The sequence below is a fragment of the Erwinia sp. L03-1 genome (genome assembly GCF_058686115.1).
Genome location: NZ_CM178762.1, coordinates 1,697,860 through 1,713,126, shown reverse-complemented (window position 1 = coordinate 1,713,126; position 15,267 = coordinate 1,697,860). Strand labels below are relative to the sequence as shown.

The window sequence follows — 15,267 nt, the reverse complement described above, 5'->3', positions numbered from 1 at the left end:
TCAGTAATTCCAGTTCAGGCTAAAGCCAAAGGTAACCGGATCGGTTTTGAACCCATCGGGCTTAGAGAGGGGGATCCCGGCAAAGAGGTCGTAGCTGACGCTGGCAGGCACGATGCTGCCGCGCAGGCCGGTCACGGCCCCCGCGAGGTGGTTTCCACGCAGGCCGCCCTGCGTGGTGCTGTTGCCTCCCACTTCGCCATAGTCCGCCCCCAGGTAGAGCTCCTGCGCGGGGATCGGCGTGCGCCAGGCCAGCGTGTTTTGCACCGTCCAGCCCCGGCTGGCGCTGAGGGTGCGTTCGCCGTCAAAACCGCGCACCGTCCAGCGGTTGCCAATAGCAAACTCATCCTGCGGCGTCAGCGGGGTGTTACTCATCTGGCGGCGATACTGGGTGCTGAAGCTGAAATTCTGTTTACCGAGGGCAAAGGGAGCGGTCAGTGCCGCATTCCAGCTGAGGATTTTCGACAGCGATGTTGCATAGGTGGCGTCCTGATAAGACTCTTCCCACGCCGGAAGTGCGCCAAACCAGCGCGTGCCCCGCTGATAGCTCACGCCCGCATCCAGGGTGGCCGGACCGATATAGTGCCGGTGCGCCAGCCCCAGCCGCCAGGCGCTGGTGCGGCGCTGCTGGCTGGTTATCTCCGTATCGTTCACAAAGTTGCGCGACTCTTTGACCAGTACGTCGTAAGTGGCGGTGGTTTTAGAGGTGGCATTGCGGTGGAGCACCCGGCTGACCTGAACGTCCAGCGAGCGGCTTTTCCCGGCATAGAGGAAATCCCGGCTGTATCCGGCCACCGTCTGGTGATAATCGTAGTCGTTGGCGGTCAGCCCCAGCTGCCAGTAGCCAATCGGCACCGAGTAGTGCCCGGCAACGCTTTTGCTGCTTTTGCGGCCCGCAAATCCCAGATCGCGGCTGGCGGTGAGATAGAACAGGTCGCTTAGCGAAGTGGGGTTATCCAGCGCCAGCATCACCCCGCTCTGATAGCGGCCGGTGCTTTCGGTGCCGGAGTCATCCAGCCATGCGCCGACGCGCCAGAAGCGCGGCTGGGTGCGCTCAATGACGATATCACTTTCGCCCGGTTTATCACCCGGTCGTAGCGCCATCCGCGCCTGAACGCCGGGCAGGCGCTGCATATTCTCCAGTCCCTGTTCGATATCACGCAGATCCAGCAGCGCGCCTGCATGTGCAGGCATGGTCGGGTAGAGACTGACCCAGGAGGAGGATTCAGGCGTGAGCATCACCCTGCGCACCCTGGCAGGCACGATCAGCAGCTTCAGTTCGCCCTGACGCAGATCCTGCTGGGGGGCCAGCACCCGCGTGGTGACCCAGCCGTGGTTTATCAGCCGGTTTTGCAGCGTACTCATCAGCAGGTTGATGCCCTGAACGCCCAGACAGTGGCCGACCGCCTGGTTTGCAAGTCGCGGTAAGGGAACCCAGTGCGGCAGCGCGTCCCGTCCTTCAAGGGTAACCTGATGAATAACAAAGCAGGGCTTTTCGTCGGGAAAGGCCAGATGCGAGGGAGCAGGCACCGGTTCAGACAAGCGCACGTCTGGCGCCTGCGGCATCAGGGTCTCATTACGCGCTTTTTGCTGTTCCTGCTGATGCTGGATCTGCTCGTCGCCCGGCGCGGCGCTGACGGCGCTGGAGATCGCTGCAATCAGGATGGCGACACCCCGTGCAGACAGGCGGCTGATTTTGTTTCCCTGCATGACACTTCCCGGCTGTGAAAAAATGTAAACAAATGTGTATTGCGTGCTTTTATGCGCACATTATGCACCGGGACAGGAAAACTTCAAGAAGAAAAATGAAGAAAAACTGACGATTCCTTTACATTTGAGAGCCAGGATAAAAATTTAATTCTAAAAAAAACCTTATTATTACTGGCCTGAATGGGATCTTTCCTGGCGAGTTAACAAGGCATACCGGGAGTTAAAATCCTCATACCCCGTTACGTATCTGACTTAGCGCCGCCAACAAATTCTTTTCATTCCACTGGATACGTCATATTTTGTCCTGGGCCTTAGGAATTTACCCAGGGCGCGCTCGCCAGGCGTATTTATTTTATTCAGGTCCAGAGGTGGCTGTTTTTATATTCCCGCTTAAATTTCCATTAAGTCAGAAGGAAGCTTTATGCAATTGCGTAGTCGGACAATAGAACAGCGTCAAGCTCGAAACATCAAATAGGGTAATCAACCTGGGCCTTGCGGTTTTTTTGCACTTCCCTCCGACCTTTTTACCCGGGAGGGCAAAAAAGGGTTTCGTTTCGGGAAAATATGCTTTTGTGCAGCGTCTCGCGGTCCCCTTAATGGGCGACTGGTATGCTCCGGCAGACTTTTTTCACCTGCCCGCAAAGAGGACGTAGCGATGAGCCAGATTAGCTGGACCGATGTGGATAATTTTTTTGTGGATACCCTGGTTGAACAGGATGAGGCACTGCTGGCCGCGCTGGAAAACAATAAAGCAGCGGGGTTACCCGCCATTGATGTGACGCCAAACCTGGGGAAGATGCTGCATATTTTTGCCCGGATGATCGGTGCCAGGCGCGTCCTTGAAATTGGTACGCTGGGTGGCTACAGCACCCTGTGGCTGGCGCGCGCCCTGCCCGCCGACGGCCTGGTGGTGACGCTGGAGTACGAGCCGCGCCATGCGGAGATCGCCAGACAAAATATCCTCCGGGCCGGGCTGGAGGATCGGGTGGAGATTCGCATCGGTGCAGCGCTGGAAAGTCTGCCTGCGCTTGCCGCGATCGCGCCTTTCGATCTGATTTTTATTGATGCCGATAAAAAGAATAATCCGCACTATCTGGAGTGGGCGATAAAGCTGTCGCGCAAGGGGACGGTGATTATCGGTGACAACGTGGTGCGTAGCGGAAGAATTGCCGACCCGGCCGCAGACGATGAGCATTTGCAGGGGCTGCGTCACTTTTTGCAGCTGCAGGCGCAGGACGACCGCCTGACGGTTACGGCACTACAGACGGTCGGCGCCAAGGGATGGGACGGATTTTCCATTGCGCTGGTTGAGAAGTAATCTCCAGGCGGATGTATCACTGGCGTCAGGCGCGCAGCCGCGCGCCTGAACGGGAAATTAGCTCACCAGCATCAGTTCGCGGTCTGCAATCATCGGTTTATTGAGCAGCGACAGCAGGATATTTTTCACCGCCTGGGCCGATGGCGAGAGGGGACGGCGGGCAGAGACGTTCAGCGACAGCGGCAGATTGAGGGTTGGGCTGGTGATGCGCGACATCCACGCATTGGTTGAACTGACCAGCGCGCGCGCGGCGGATTCCGGCAGCACGGTGACGCCCATTCCGCTGGAGACGGCAGAGCTAAGCGTGGCAATGGATTCGATTTCGCCTATTATCCGCGCGCTGAGGCGGCGCAGGGAGAAGGCTTCATCTACGCGCATACGAATAGCGCTGTAGTCTCGCGGCAGGAACAGATTCATCAGGGCCACATCGGCAAGATCGATGTTTTGCCCCGGACAGGTTGTCGCCCCCACCAGATAGAGTTCTTCTTTCATCAGCGGCATGCTGGTTATCCCGGCCGTTGGCGCACGGTCGTAGAGTACCGCCATGTCAAGCTGGCTATTCATCACTTTTTCGTTTAGTGAAGCCCCGCTGTTTTCATGCAGATAGACCAGCACCTCGGGGAATTGCTCGCGCACGCTTTGTAGCAGAGGCATGGTCAGCGATGAGGCTGCCGTTCCCGGTGCCAGGCCAATCGAGACCTGCCCGGTGAGCATCTGTCCGGCATTGATCACCGCCGCCTGAGCCTGTTCGCACTGGCGCAGGATGGTGCAGGCGTGGGAGTAAAGGATTTTCCCGGCTTCCGTGGGCGTCACGCCGCGCTTGGTGCGGATGAGGAGCTGCTGGTCCAGTTCGCCCTCCAGCGTGGCGACCTGCTGACTGAGCGCGGGCTGCGCAATGTGCAGGACTTCAGCCGCCTGGGTCAGGCTGCCGATATCGACGATTTTTACGAAGTATTTGAGTCGTCTTAAGTTCATGTTGCCTCCGTCACGGATCCCCGAATGCCAGACTCACTGGCGAGAAATATAAGTTTTCACTCTGGTGCGAGGGGGTGTTGCAAGCGTCATGCCAGAATGGTCTTAGTCTTTGTCTCCTGTGATGGACGTTGGCTAAGAGGCGGTTAAATAAGAGAATCTGATTACCCCTTTAGGGTTAATCAATTTTATTTATAGAGTGCCAGCAGCAACGTTGCTTACTGACGCACTGCAATGGTGCGGAATATGCTGTATCAGTGTGCATGTAACCGTTTCCAATGTAGCCTGCGTCACGGAGTGGGGGCATTGTGGCCGTTATCGGTTGGCTGCCCTTTATTTTCTGGTGGGTTGTATGGGCTGCGATATCTGCTGTGGGGGTGGATAATCCCTGCGGTTTCCGGGCTGCGGTATCTGACGAGCCGGTGGATAATCCCAGCGTTTGCCGGTGAGTTGTCCGGGCTGCAACATCTGCTGTGTCGGTGGATAATCCCTGCGGATGACGGTCAGTTGTCCGGGCTGCAACATCTGCTGTGTCGGTGGATAATCCCTGCGGATGACGGGCGTCGCAGCTACAGGCTTTGCCTGGTGCCTTTGGCTCCGACTCCAGGCCGGACGGCCCGGTCGCGAGCGGGCATCCCTGCCCGCCGCTCCCTGAGTGCAGCATCCCTGCTGCCCTCGCCTGGCCTTCCGTCTGCGCCGCAGCGCTGCGGATTGCCCGTCATCCGCAGGGATTATCCACCTCTCTGGCTTTTGGGCCGCTTTGAGTAAAACCGTTTATCTGTCCGCAGGCTGCTGAGCTGCTTCCAGTAAAACCGTTTATCTGTCCGCGGACTGCTGAGCTGCTCCGGTAAAACCGTTTATCTGTCCGCAGGTTTCCGAGCCTATCCCAGTTAAGGTTTGCTCTCGGGCAGGATTCAGCTCACTTTTCGATTTAGTTTTGGTGCCGCTATTTAGGTCAATTATCTGCACCACGAAAAAACCAGTCACAATAAACTGTGCGCTCTCAGTCTTCTGATTTTCTTCATATCCCAACTATTTTGGTCATTGCATATTTCCTGTACGCATTCATATCTGGCGAAGAGTTTCCGGGAATCTCCGACACCGCCCTTAACCGCAGCCAGCACAATGCAAAAAGAGCAGGCGGGTGGGGCCCGGTGACAGGCAATCCGCAGCGCTGAGCGTAGAGAGGAAGACCCGGATGGGCCAGCAGGGATGCTGGCACAAGGGCATGCCGGGACAGGGATGTCACGTCATGCCCGGTCCGAAAGGTCGACGAGCGAAGCGAAGGAACCGCGCAACGCGCGGCGCGAGGACCGCCAGGCACCGGGCACCACCCGTTGGCGACGGCACCAGACCTTTTAGCTAGCCGGGTGCCGTCCGTTGGTGACATCACTAGCCCCTGCCGCACCGCGCACCAACCCCTGGCGACATCACCAGCCTTTACCGCACCAGGCATCCCCCTCAGCGCTTCTTACGATTACGGTACATATCAATCGAAACGGCACTCACAATAATGATCCCTTTGATAATGTCCTGCACATAGGCATCGACGCCAACAAAGGTAAAGCCGCTCTTAATCAGCCCCAATATCACCGCACCTATCAGCGTCCCGGTAATGCGCCCCACCCCGCCCATCAGACTGCTGCCACCGATCACCGCGGCGGCAATCGCATCCAGCTCGTAGGAAACCCCCATGCTCGACTGACCGCTACTCACGCGGGCCGCCAACACCACCCCCGCCAGCCCGGACAGCCCACCCGCAAAGGTATAAACGATCACCAGGTACTTATTAACGTTGATCCCCGACACCTTTGCCGAAATCATATTGCCGCCAATCGCATACACATACTTTCCGTAGCGCGTGTACTTCAGCGCAATATGGAAAACAAACGCCACCACCAGAAAAATAATCACCGGCATGCCGCCCTGCCCGATTGAAGTAAAACCATCGGACAGAAAGCTGATTGGATTCCCCTGGGTGTAATACTGCGCCAGACCGCGCGCCGACACCATCATCCCCAGGGTGGCAATAAAGGGTGGAATACCGGTTTTGGTGATCAAAAAACCGTTCACCGCCCCGCAAAGCAGCCCGACCGCCACCCCCGCAACGATGGGCACCACGGCCGGTAAATTCACCAGCGAAGGATACACCGGCGACAGGCTGTCGGAGGTTTGGGCCAGACTGGCCGCCACCACCGCCGTCAGCGCAATCACCGAGCCGGAAGAGAGATCAATCCCGGTAGTGATGATCACCTGCGTGACCCCCACCGCAATAATGCCAATAATCGCCACCTGTAAAATAATCAGCACCAGGCGGTTTGGATTCAGAAGGAACGACTGATCGCGCACGTACCAGCCGAATCCCTCAAAGATCAGCGCAATCCCCACCATCACGATAAAGATGCCGGTATCCTTCGGCAGCCGGGAGGTGAACCTGGAGAGCAGCGCGGGCAGAGTAAGCCGGGGAGTTGTCATTTTTACGTCACTCATAATTTGAACCCTTATTCGGATGCCAGCGACAGAATGGTTTCCTGATCGGCGTCTTCTTTACTGAGGATGCCGGTGATCCGACCGGCGTGCATCACCATCACCCGATCGCTCATCCCCAGAATTTCAGGCAGCTCCGAGGACACCATGACAATCGCCACGCCGCGGTTAGCCAGTTCGCTGATCAGTCGGTAAATTTCCGCCTTGGCCCCCACGTCAATGCCGCGCGTAGGCTCGTCAAGGATCAGCACCTTTGGCTGTGCCAGCAGCCAGCGCGCAATCAGCACCTTCTGCTGGTTGCCTCCGCTGAGGTTATTGATAATCTGATCCATCGTCGGCGTTTTGATATTCAGACGCCGAATCTGCTCCATACAGTCCTTCGCCATCTGCATATGGCTGACAAAGCCTCCCCGACTGCTGTACTCCGGCATATTGACGATGCTCATGTTCTCCATTACCGACAGCACCAAAAACAGCCCGGATTTTTTGCGATCCTCAGTCAGAAACGCCAGGCCTTTGTCAATCGCGGTTGAGGGGGAATCAATGGTGACGGGTACGCCATCAATCAGAATTTCGCCGCCATCAATGTGCGTCATGCCGAACAGACTCTCCATCACCTCGCTGCGCCCTGCCCCCACCAGCCCGGCAACGCCGAGGATCTCACCGCGTCGGACGCTAAAGCTGATCGCCTGAAACACGCCTTTACGTTGCAGATTACGCACCGTCAGCACATCCTGACCGATGTCGTTATTGAATTTTGGAAAGAGCTGGGTAAGTTCTCTTCCTACCATCTGCGTAATCAGCGACTGGCGGCTGTAGCTGGCGGTCGTATCGCTGCCCACCCAGGCGCCATCGCGAAAGACGCTGACCTCATCGGTAATGGCAAAAATCTCATCCATTTTATGGCTGATATAGATGATGGCCTTACCCTGTGCCCGAAGGTCGCGAATGATGGTGAACAGGTGCGACACCTCCGTTTCGGTTAAGGCCGAAGTGGGTTCGTCCATAATCACCACGTCGGCATTCCATGAAACGGCCCTGGCAATCTCCACCATCTGCTGTGAGGCAATACTCAAATCACCCACCATCTTTTCCGGCGTCAGGCGGATATTCAGCTTGCTCAACAGATCGCGGGTCAGCTTATTGAGCTGGCGATGATTGACGAAGCCATACTTCATCGGTTCACGGCCCAGCCAGATGTTTTCTGCCACCGTCATATGCGGCACCAGGTTTAGCTCCTGATGGATCATCGAAATACCCGAACGCAGCGCGTCAAGCGTATCGTTGAACTGCACCGGTTCCCCTTTGACGCGGATAATCCCGTTATCGGGACGATATATCCCGATCAGGCATTTCATTAAGGTGGATTTCCCCGCGCCATTTTCGCCCATCAGTGCATGGACGCTTCCCGGTTTAACGCGCAGAGAGACATTATCTAACGCCCTCACGCCGGGGAAAAACTTGCTGATGCCTTCGGCCTCAAGCGCATATGCGGACATTTTTCACCTCCGGACAGCAGGGTTATTTCTGATTGAGGCTGATAAATTTGGCCATATTGTCTTTGGTGATCAGCTGGTAGGGAATGTCGACCACCTTCTGCACCTGCTCGCCGTTTGCGAGGCTGATAGCCGTTTTTACCGCACCCTCGCCCTGACCTTTGGCATCCTGGAAGACGGTCGCCACCATTTTTCCATTTTTGATCATCTGTAGCGCATCGGGAGTGCCGTCAACGCCGGCGATAAGGATATGGTTAGCGTTTTTACCAAGCGCCTGGAGTGCGCCAATCGCCATTTCATCGTTGTTAGAGGCGATAGCCTGGATATCATCTCCGGCGGTTAGCCAGTTGCTGACCACGTCCACCGCATCGTTGCGCATAAATTTCGCCGTCTGCGCCTGCACCACCTTCAGGCCGGGATACTTCGCTATCACGGCTTTAACGCCTTTGGTGCGTTCACGGGTGGATTCATTGGCCAGGTCGCCCATCAGAATGGCGACGTTGCCTTTGAAATTCAGATCCCTGGCCAGTGCCTCCATTTGCAGACGGCCTGCAAGCTCGGAGTCAGAGCCGACATAGGCCATTTTTCCGGTTAGCTCCGCGGAGGGGCGGCGGTTAACGAAAATCAGCGGAACGCCCGCTTTGCTGGCCTGGTCCATAATCGGCTTAACGGCATTGGTGTCGACCGGATTAACGATGATGGCGTCTACCCCCTGGCCGATAAAGTTCTGCACCTGCTGAAGCTGCTGGGATACATCGCCTTTGGCATCTTCGATTTGCGCCTTAACGTTATCCTTCTGCAACTCTTTCTGCATCGCGGTGCGCACGATGGTCAGGAAGTTGTCATCAAATAACGCCATCGAGACCCCAATCTGCAGGTCTTTGGCAAAGCCCGCGACCGGTAACATACACACTAACAGCGACGCTAAAATCGTTTTTTTCACGTTCATAACTCAGCCCTTTTATCGTTAGTATGCGCAGGCGGGTCGGACGTCGAATGAAAAATATCTTTTACATTCACACAACTTCACCAACGGCATTAGTTAATTCCACAGCCAAAACCATCTGGAAAAACAGCACGTTTTCTTTAAACCATTCACACCTCATCTTCTGTTGAATTAGAAGGTTAAACCAAATCTGCGGACACCTGGCGAGTTAACCCACGGTATTAATAGCAAGTTAAGTTTATTTATTTCATAAACTTACTATTTGAAATTTTCATCATCAAAACACTGGAACGCGCGTTTTAAAATAATCAAATAACAAAATTTTGACATACCTCTAACATCGGCGCGGTAATTGATTTAAATTGAGATCTGGCGCAAGAGATTGCGCGGTATCCTGAAGGCTGGAAGGGGCTAACGGATGAGAAAGAGAGCAGATCGTAGATTTTGCCAGCAAACGCACCACAAAGGTGAAATCGGGCTTTGACATTCCCCTGGGCCATCGTTAATATGCGCCCCGTTGAAACAATTCCTCTGTAGTTCAGTCGGTAGAACGGCGGACTGTTAATCCGTATGTCACTGGTTCGAGTCCAGTCAGAGGAGCCATATTAAAGAAACCAGATGTCTATTGACGTCTGGTTTTTTGCTTTCTATCAATTGGTTATTCCCTTCTTCAGGTTCGCCCTCGTTCACTAAAAACCACTCGGAGCCATACCCTTTTGCTGGTAAAAATACTGGTAAAGCTCACTGACGGGTTCGGCCGCTATCTGCTGGTGCATTCCAACGGCTCCAAATACTGGCAGTTAGGTTATCCCTTTGAAAGAAAACAGAAGGTGTTTTCCATAGGTGTCTACCCTGCTGTTTCTCTTGCTGATGCCAGACAGCGCCGTGATGAAACGAAAAAACTGCTAGCAACTGGAATTGATCCCAGTGCCAAAAAACAGGCAGACAACAAAGCAGTTCAAAAAAGCGCAACAATACCCGTGCATTCAAAACGGTAGCCAAAAGCTGCTTTACCACCAATACATCATTGTCGGAGATTATCAGCGTTCCATCTGGACACAACTGGCAACCTATCTGTTCCCTGACATCGGTGAAAAAGATATTGCCGAATTGGATACGGGTGATCTACTTGTTCCCATTAAACAGGTAGACAAGCTGGGCTATCTGGAAATTGATCTTACCCGCCAATAGTGGACACGCGACTAAGTGAGTAAATTATCAACCAGAGGTAGCTCACATGACAAAAACAGCATCAACCAGCAAAAAGCCCCGTAAACAACACACGCCGGAATTTCGCAACGAAGCGCTGAAGCTGGCTGAACAAATTGTTGTTGCTACCGCAGCCCGCGAACTCAGTCTGTATGAATCACAGCTTTATACCTGGCGCAGCAAACAACAGCAGATAATGAACTCATCAGAGCGTGAAAGTGAACTGGCCGCTGAAAATGCCCGCCTTAAGCGGCAACTAGCTGATAAGTTGATGAAATGTGAGATTAGTTGACTGATTTTGCACTTCGAAAGCAGGCATCTGCTAAATCAGCCTGTTTCTGAACCGGTACTTATCTCAGAACACGTACCTTCCGTAAGTAAATGAAACCTCTTTATAGCAAGCTGTCTGCCCCTGTGGCACACTTAAACCTTCCTGAAGCATACGGAACCTGCTTAATGTCCGAACTCTTGTGTGCATGCCAGCTACCTGCGTGACGATAAACGGGTCTTCCAGCAACAGGCGGTATTTATCACGTCTGAGAACCCTGTTCTGGTGTTCACCATGACCTGCACCGCGATACTGACGGACGGGGAAAATCAACAATTTCAGGCGCTGCTCTCCGGCTTTTGTTTTAACACCTGACAATAAGGAACGTTGTTATGTTTGAAGCGGCACGCGTGGGCGATGATATCGGCCATTCTCATGCGCTGGCAGGGATGATTGCCGGAACGATTGTCGGTGGACTGATTGCGGCTGCCGGTGGCATTGCCGCCGGGGCAATGATGATTGCCGGTCTCGGTGCGTCCTGTCTCGGCACTGGCGTCCTTCTGGTCGGGGCCAGCCTGGCGGTGGGATACCTGACAGGTGAACTGGCGACGGCAGCACGATTTATGGCTATGATGAGGAAGGTCGTCTTCTCAGACACTACGAAGCCCGCCCGGACCACAGCACCCGGACGTTCCGCTACGACGCTGCGGATAACCTCCTGCCGGATAATGACCTGTCTGCCCTGCTGCTGACGGATAACCGCCTGACGCACTGGCAGAGCCTGTTTATGAAATACGACGGGTGGGGAAACCTGGTCAGTCGCCGCAGCGGCCTGCATGAGCAACATTATGAATATGATGCGGAAAACCGGCTGATACGGGCTGAGGGCAATGGACCAGAAGGCCGCTTTACCGCGCACTACCAGTATGATGCCCTGGGCCGTCGCATCCGTAAAACCGTCACCACGCAGCGTGGCATCACTGAGACCCGCTTCCTGTGGCAGGGCTTCCGACTGTTACAGGAGCAGCAGCAGAATGGGCAGTGCCAGACCTGTATTTACGACCCGAATGAAGCATACAGCCCGCTGGCGCGGGTTGATCATTTACGCGACGACAGTCATGGAGATATTCTCTGGTTCAGTACCGACCTTAACGGTGCACCGCTGGAAATTATCGATGAAAGCGGCGAACTGCGCTGGAGTGGGCACTACGGTAGCTTCGGTGACGTCACCCGGCAGACGGAAGGTTTTCACAAAATCGCGCAGCAAACTGCCCTGCACCATCAGCCACTCCGCTACGCCGGGCAGTACGCTGACAGTGAAACCGGGCTGCACTATAATCTGTTCCGGTATTACGACCCGCAGATTGGACGCTTTACGGTACAGGATCCGATTGGGCTGGCGGGTGGCTGGAACCTTTATCAGTATGCTCCGAATCCGCTGGGGTGGATAGATCCCTGGGGGTTGAGTTTTATTGAAATCTTTAAGGGAGCTGCATCTACAACTGGAAAAAAATTTCAGGGCGCTGAGATCTACAAAGTAACCAGTAAAGTCAAGGTTGGAGATATTACCTTTAAAAAAGGTGATTATTTTTATTTAGATAATCTTCATAAAGATCACTACGAAACGTTTTCTTCATTAGATAAATCTAAGGGTGTATTTAATCTGGATGGTTCTTTTAATGAAAGAAAGTCAAACAAAGCCGCTAAGCGAAAAGGGCCTGGGTGTTAATATGACAACTGACTTAAGAAATAAGATTCTCAGTAATAAAGATGACTTAATTGAAGGTACTTTTTGTTATCTCTTATTCGAAGAAGCTATGTATGATGAAAACCTTTTGAGCGAATTCATAGACGACGTTGCAATGCTTTTTGAAAAAGAGAAATACGATGATGAAATCATAAAGCTATTATCATGGATAATAAGAGGGGTTGATATATGTTTTAATTCTCATAACGATAAAGATGACCTATATCATATAGTGAACTATGATGCTGAAAAAGAAAAATACTGGGATGAAATATGGAAGCCTAAACTCATTAGCTTTCAACAGAAACCGGGAGTGTATTGATCTTTTTCCATGTAAAAATTATATGTACATATGAAATAAAAATTCATATTTTGCTACACCAAACAATCCTCCTACATTACAACCAGTACTGCTCTCCTCCGGGCAGTACGCTGACAATGAGATGAGCCTGCGCTATAATCTGTTCCGGTATTACGACCCACAGATGGGACGTTTTACGGTGCACGACCCGAACGCAGGTGGAAACTGTATCAGTATGCGCCGAATCCATTTACGTGGATCAACCCGATTGGTCTATACAAGCGAATGGCAGATCACCAACTAAATAGCCGCGCCGAATACCGCTACACTTTTTCCAGTCCATGTTTTCCTGCGGGGAATGGACTAACGGTTTCCATAAAACGATGCACCTTTCTCAGCAACTGCCATATTGAACGGCACTGGTGGTTACGGGTTATCGTGTGGTGCGGCGCCTGCCATAACTGCTCACATGATTCACCCACGGCGAGTACGCGGGCTAATAAATTTACGTTACCGATTTATTCCCGAAACCATACTCCGCTTTTGCAGCCACGGCTGTCCGGTCTTTATTGCTGCCCGGAGCAGGTTGACGGCCAGTGATTCTGCACAACATGATTGATGAGGGGGTAATGGTCTATCTCTAACAACGATGCGTAAAAATCTGCTCTGGCGGTACGCAAATAATCACGCGCCGCACTCCATCGGGTAACAACACAGGCCAGCATTTCGAGACCACCCGGTGCTTGCGGGCACCAGGCCGCTGATGCCTGGAAAATGTCGCTGAACGTCTCCCACTGCTGATAAAGCTTGTGGGTTGCGCCTTCAGCCAGTGCCTTAAGGGACGCTTTCTGGTTGGAGCCCAGCCATCGCTCTGGATAATCAATCATTCCGATGGACGCATAACAGTTAGTCACTATATAAATCAGACCGCGCAGTTGTTGCGAGCGTACTGAGGCATTCGTCGATAAAATTCCCGCGTCCGGGTATTCAAGCCCGAGGAAGATCATAATTGCTGCGCTTTCGGTCAGGACAGAACCATCGGGAAGGATTAATGTGGGTATCTGGACCAACGGATTGAGACGGCTTAACGCTTCTTCGGCGGTGTTTTTTTCCCAGGAGCTGGCTTTGACCACGCAATATTCCACGCCACAGCGGATAAGCGCCATTTCTATTGCGGCCGATCCGGAATGGTCCGAGCCATAAAGCGTATACATGACATTCTCCACTGGCGGGTGATTATCAGTAAGCATAATAGATTGCCGTGCGACTGCGAGCGCAGGAAGAAACGAGGCAGTACTGTAGACGCCTGCGCTAACCGGAAAATTCCAGGCAACGCTGTGGTTGCCTGCATTCGCAGCAATAATCAGGCGGCCTATGGGCTGCCCGAAATCCTGCCAGTAAAGGGCACAGGATTTCCGCGAAGGTCAGCCGACTATGTTGAGGCCCTGTTCAGTCTGCCCGCACTCAGACTTTAAGCATCTTCACCGTGGCATCCACGTCAATCTCATCTTCTGAGAAGATTAATGTCGTACCCTGGAAGGTGGTGATCGCCAGTTTTTTCAGCGAGCGCATTTCACCCGGCTCAGTGGAGGATTTCGGCCTGATGCTGTTCATCAACAGGCCCACAGAGAGCACTGCATTTTCTTTGTCAATGCGGGCATCAACAGGGACTTCTTCACTGTAAACCAGCCAGGACTTGATCGCCGTGAGCTTGAGACGCTCGCCTGCGATATAAATATAGTTGCTTTCCGGTAGCACCCTGACTGCGTAGGCTGACAAGCCTTTGCTATTGGTGCCAGGTTCGAAAGTCACCGACGCATTTTTGTCAATCAGCTCGGGGTTGGCGACCTTGATCACATGAAAATAACGGTTATCACCGTTCTCATCTTTGATAAATCCAAAACCTTTTTCTTTAAACCAGGTTGTGATCGTTCCGTTCATCGCCTTTACCGCCTACTTTATCGTTAATCTACTCAGTTTTTACAGCGCGCAGTGTAAAGCACAACGGCTGCGTAGACTACGTTTTGGTTTAAGTCTGGACGATAAATCTCTGCTATGCGAGGGGCAGCCAGATAACCTATCCTTTTAGATGCCTGAGAATCACCCTGCCGCAGCGCGCAAATTTGCTCTGGGTGAGAAAAAGTCATTTTACACCTATAAATCATAAAGGGTCTGTCATGAGTGATTCCGCTTGCATATCAATCGGGCTGCTACTGTTTCCGGCACTGACACAGCTTGATCTCACCGGTCCGTATGAAGTTTTTGTCAGAGCCCCTGACACCAACGTCCATCTCATTTGGAAAACGCGGGATCCTGTCGTATCGGACCGGGGAATGGCAATTCTGCCGACTACCACTTTCAGCACATGCCCGAAACTTGATGTCATCTGCATTCCCGGAGGACCCGGACAGATAGAGCTGATGGCGGATCGTCCGGGACCGCAATCGTATTACTGGCGCGGGCGTAACATCCGGCATTGATTTTGCGCTTACCGTTGTGGCAGAGCTGTATGGCAGTGAGATTGCTCAGAATATTCAATTACACATGGAGTACGACCCCGCGCCACCTTTTTCCTGTGGCTCCCCCCGGACGGCATCTCCGCCCCAGCTGCAAAAAGCAAAAGAACAGACGGCGGCATTTATTGAAAAAAGGCGACAGGCGACGGTAAAAGCAGCGTCAACCCTCTTAAAAATGTCGTGATAGCGCACTGTCAGGCCAGGGCTGATCATAAGCGACAACAGCCCCTTTAAGCGTATTCGCTCCGTTTCATTTTTCTATCGTCCGACATCACCTCAGAGCGACCGATCCTGTTGCCA

Annotated in this window: 10 protein-coding genes, 1 tRNA gene and 7 pseudogenes; 10 read left to right on the top strand and 8 right to left on the bottom strand. The window is 53.2% G+C overall.

All coding sequences use genetic code 11. From position 1 onward, the window contains the following. Window positions 1–1,707, bottom strand: a complete 1,707-nt coding sequence (locus AC4PCC_RS07855; protein ID WP_492126977.1) for a ShlB/FhaC/HecB family hemolysin secretion/activation protein — start codon at window positions 1,705–1,707, stop codon at window positions 1–3. Window positions 1,708–2,362: 655 nt separating this feature from the next. Here AC4PCC_RS07855 and AC4PCC_RS07850 point away from each other — a divergent pair. Further along, a complete protein-coding gene (locus AC4PCC_RS07850) occupies window positions 2,363–3,025 on the top strand; it encodes an O-methyltransferase (protein WP_492126976.1) in 663 nt (220 codons plus the stop codon). 57 nt (window positions 3,026–3,082) lie between these two features. Here the strand turns inward: AC4PCC_RS07850 and nac are convergent, their stop codons facing one another. From nac to AC4PCC_RS07830, 4 genes are all read right to left on the bottom strand, one after another. Then, window positions 3,083–4,000 (bottom strand): nitrogen assimilation transcriptional regulator NAC, encoded by a 918-nt coding sequence (gene nac, locus AC4PCC_RS07845; RefSeq protein ID WP_492126975.1) that lies wholly within the window; start codon window positions 3,998–4,000, stop codon window positions 3,083–3,085. A gap of 1,458 nt (window positions 4,001–5,458) precedes the next feature. Continuing rightward, window positions 5,459–6,487 (bottom strand): ABC transporter permease, encoded by a 1,029-nt coding sequence (locus AC4PCC_RS07840; protein WP_492126974.1) that lies wholly within the window; start codon window positions 6,485–6,487, stop codon window positions 5,459–5,461. An 11-nt stretch (window positions 6,488–6,498) separates the two neighbouring features. Further along, window positions 6,499–7,983 carry a sugar ABC transporter ATP-binding protein gene (locus AC4PCC_RS07835; RefSeq protein ID WP_492126973.1) on the bottom strand — a complete coding sequence of 495 codons (1,485 nt, stop codon included), beginning with the start codon at window positions 7,981–7,983 and terminating at the stop codon, window positions 6,499–6,501. Window positions 7,984–8,005: 22 nt separating this feature from the next. Then, window positions 8,006–8,929, bottom strand: a complete 924-nt coding sequence (locus AC4PCC_RS07830; protein ID WP_492126972.1) for a sugar ABC transporter substrate-binding protein — start codon at window positions 8,927–8,929, stop codon at window positions 8,006–8,008. 524 nt (window positions 8,930–9,453) lie between these two features. Between AC4PCC_RS07830 and AC4PCC_RS07825 the strand changes: the two genes are divergently transcribed. The 8 genes and pseudogenes from AC4PCC_RS07825 to AC4PCC_RS07790 all read left to right on the top strand — a co-directional run. Then, a tRNA-Asn gene (locus AC4PCC_RS07825) sits at window positions 9,454–9,529 on the top strand. 113 nt (window positions 9,530–9,642) lie between these two features. Further along, window positions 9,643–10,099: pseudogene (locus tag AC4PCC_RS07820) on the top strand (integrase arm-type DNA-binding domain-containing protein); the annotation flags it as partial. A gap of 64 nt (window positions 10,100–10,163) precedes the next feature. Beyond that, window positions 10,164–10,403 (top strand): annotated as a pseudogene (locus AC4PCC_RS07815) (transposase); the annotation flags it as partial. A 204-nt stretch (window positions 10,404–10,607) separates the two neighbouring features. Beyond that, window positions 10,608–10,778 (top strand): DcrB-related protein, encoded by a 171-nt coding sequence (locus AC4PCC_RS07810; RefSeq protein ID WP_492126971.1) that lies wholly within the window; start codon window positions 10,608–10,610, stop codon window positions 10,776–10,778. A gap of 17 nt (window positions 10,779–10,795) precedes the next feature. Further along, window positions 10,796–10,915: pseudogene (locus tag AC4PCC_RS07805) on the top strand (hypothetical protein); the annotation flags it as partial. A 98-nt stretch (window positions 10,916–11,013) separates the two neighbouring features. Further along, window positions 11,014–11,871, top strand: a pseudogene (locus tag AC4PCC_RS07800) (RHS repeat-associated core domain-containing protein); the annotation flags it as partial. Between the two features lie 211 nt (window positions 11,872–12,082). After that, window positions 12,083–12,472, top strand: a complete 390-nt coding sequence (locus tag AC4PCC_RS07795; RefSeq protein ID WP_492126970.1) for a hypothetical protein — start codon at window positions 12,083–12,085, stop codon at window positions 12,470–12,472. A 52-nt stretch (window positions 12,473–12,524) separates the two neighbouring features. Next, window positions 12,525–12,727: pseudogene (locus AC4PCC_RS07790) on the top strand (RHS repeat-associated core domain-containing protein); the annotation flags it as partial. Between the two features lie 47 nt (window positions 12,728–12,774). Here AC4PCC_RS07790 and AC4PCC_RS07785 read toward each other — a convergent pair. The 3 genes and pseudogenes from AC4PCC_RS07785 to AC4PCC_RS07775 form a co-directional block, all read right to left on the bottom strand. After that, window positions 12,775–12,947 (bottom strand): annotated as a pseudogene (locus AC4PCC_RS07785) (IS630 family transposase); the annotation flags it as partial. A gap of 70 nt (window positions 12,948–13,017) precedes the next feature. Further along, entirely contained in the window at window positions 13,018–13,665 is a 648-nt protein-coding gene (locus AC4PCC_RS07780) for a glutathione S-transferase (RefSeq protein WP_492126969.1), read from the bottom strand. Window positions 13,666–13,915: 250 nt separating this feature from the next. After that, complete coding sequence (locus tag AC4PCC_RS07775) at window positions 13,916–14,392, bottom strand: cold-shock protein (RefSeq protein ID WP_492126968.1); 477 nt, start codon at window positions 14,390–14,392, stop codon at window positions 13,916–13,918. Window positions 14,393–14,628: 236 nt separating this feature from the next. Between AC4PCC_RS07775 and AC4PCC_RS07770 the strand changes: the two are divergent. Next, window positions 14,629–15,151, top strand: a pseudogene (locus tag AC4PCC_RS07770) (DJ-1/PfpI family protein). Window positions 15,152–15,267 lie beyond the last annotated feature (116 nt).

Coding starts and splice junctions, on each gene's coding strand:
- AC4PCC_RS07850 (WP_492126976.1), top strand. CDS start 2,363: ATGAGCCAGATTAGCTGGACCGATGTGGATAATTTTTTTGTGGATACC.
- AC4PCC_RS07780 (WP_492126969.1), bottom strand. CDS start 13,665: ATGTATACGCTTTATGGCTCGGACCATTCCGGATCGGCCGCAATAGAA.
- AC4PCC_RS07830 (WP_492126972.1), bottom strand. CDS start 8,929: ATGAACGTGAAAAAAACGATTTTAGCGTCGCTGTTAGTGTGTATGTTA.
- AC4PCC_RS07795 (WP_492126970.1), top strand. CDS start 12,083: ATGAAAGAAAGTCAAACAAAGCCGCTAAGCGAAAAGGGCCTGGGTGTT.
- AC4PCC_RS07775 (WP_492126968.1), bottom strand. CDS start 14,392: ATGAACGGAACGATCACAACCTGGTTTAAAGAAAAAGGTTTTGGATTT.
- AC4PCC_RS07840 (WP_492126974.1), bottom strand. CDS start 6,487: ATGAGTGACGTAAAAATGACAACTCCCCGGCTTACTCTGCCCGCGCTG.
- nac (WP_492126975.1), bottom strand. CDS start 4,000: ATGAACTTAAGACGACTCAAATACTTCGTAAAAATCGTCGATATCGGC.
- AC4PCC_RS07855 (WP_492126977.1), bottom strand. CDS start 1,707: ATGCAGGGAAACAAAATCAGCCGCCTGTCTGCACGGGGTGTCGCCATC.
- AC4PCC_RS07835 (WP_492126973.1), bottom strand. CDS start 7,983: ATGTCCGCATATGCGCTTGAGGCCGAAGGCATCAGCAAGTTTTTCCCC.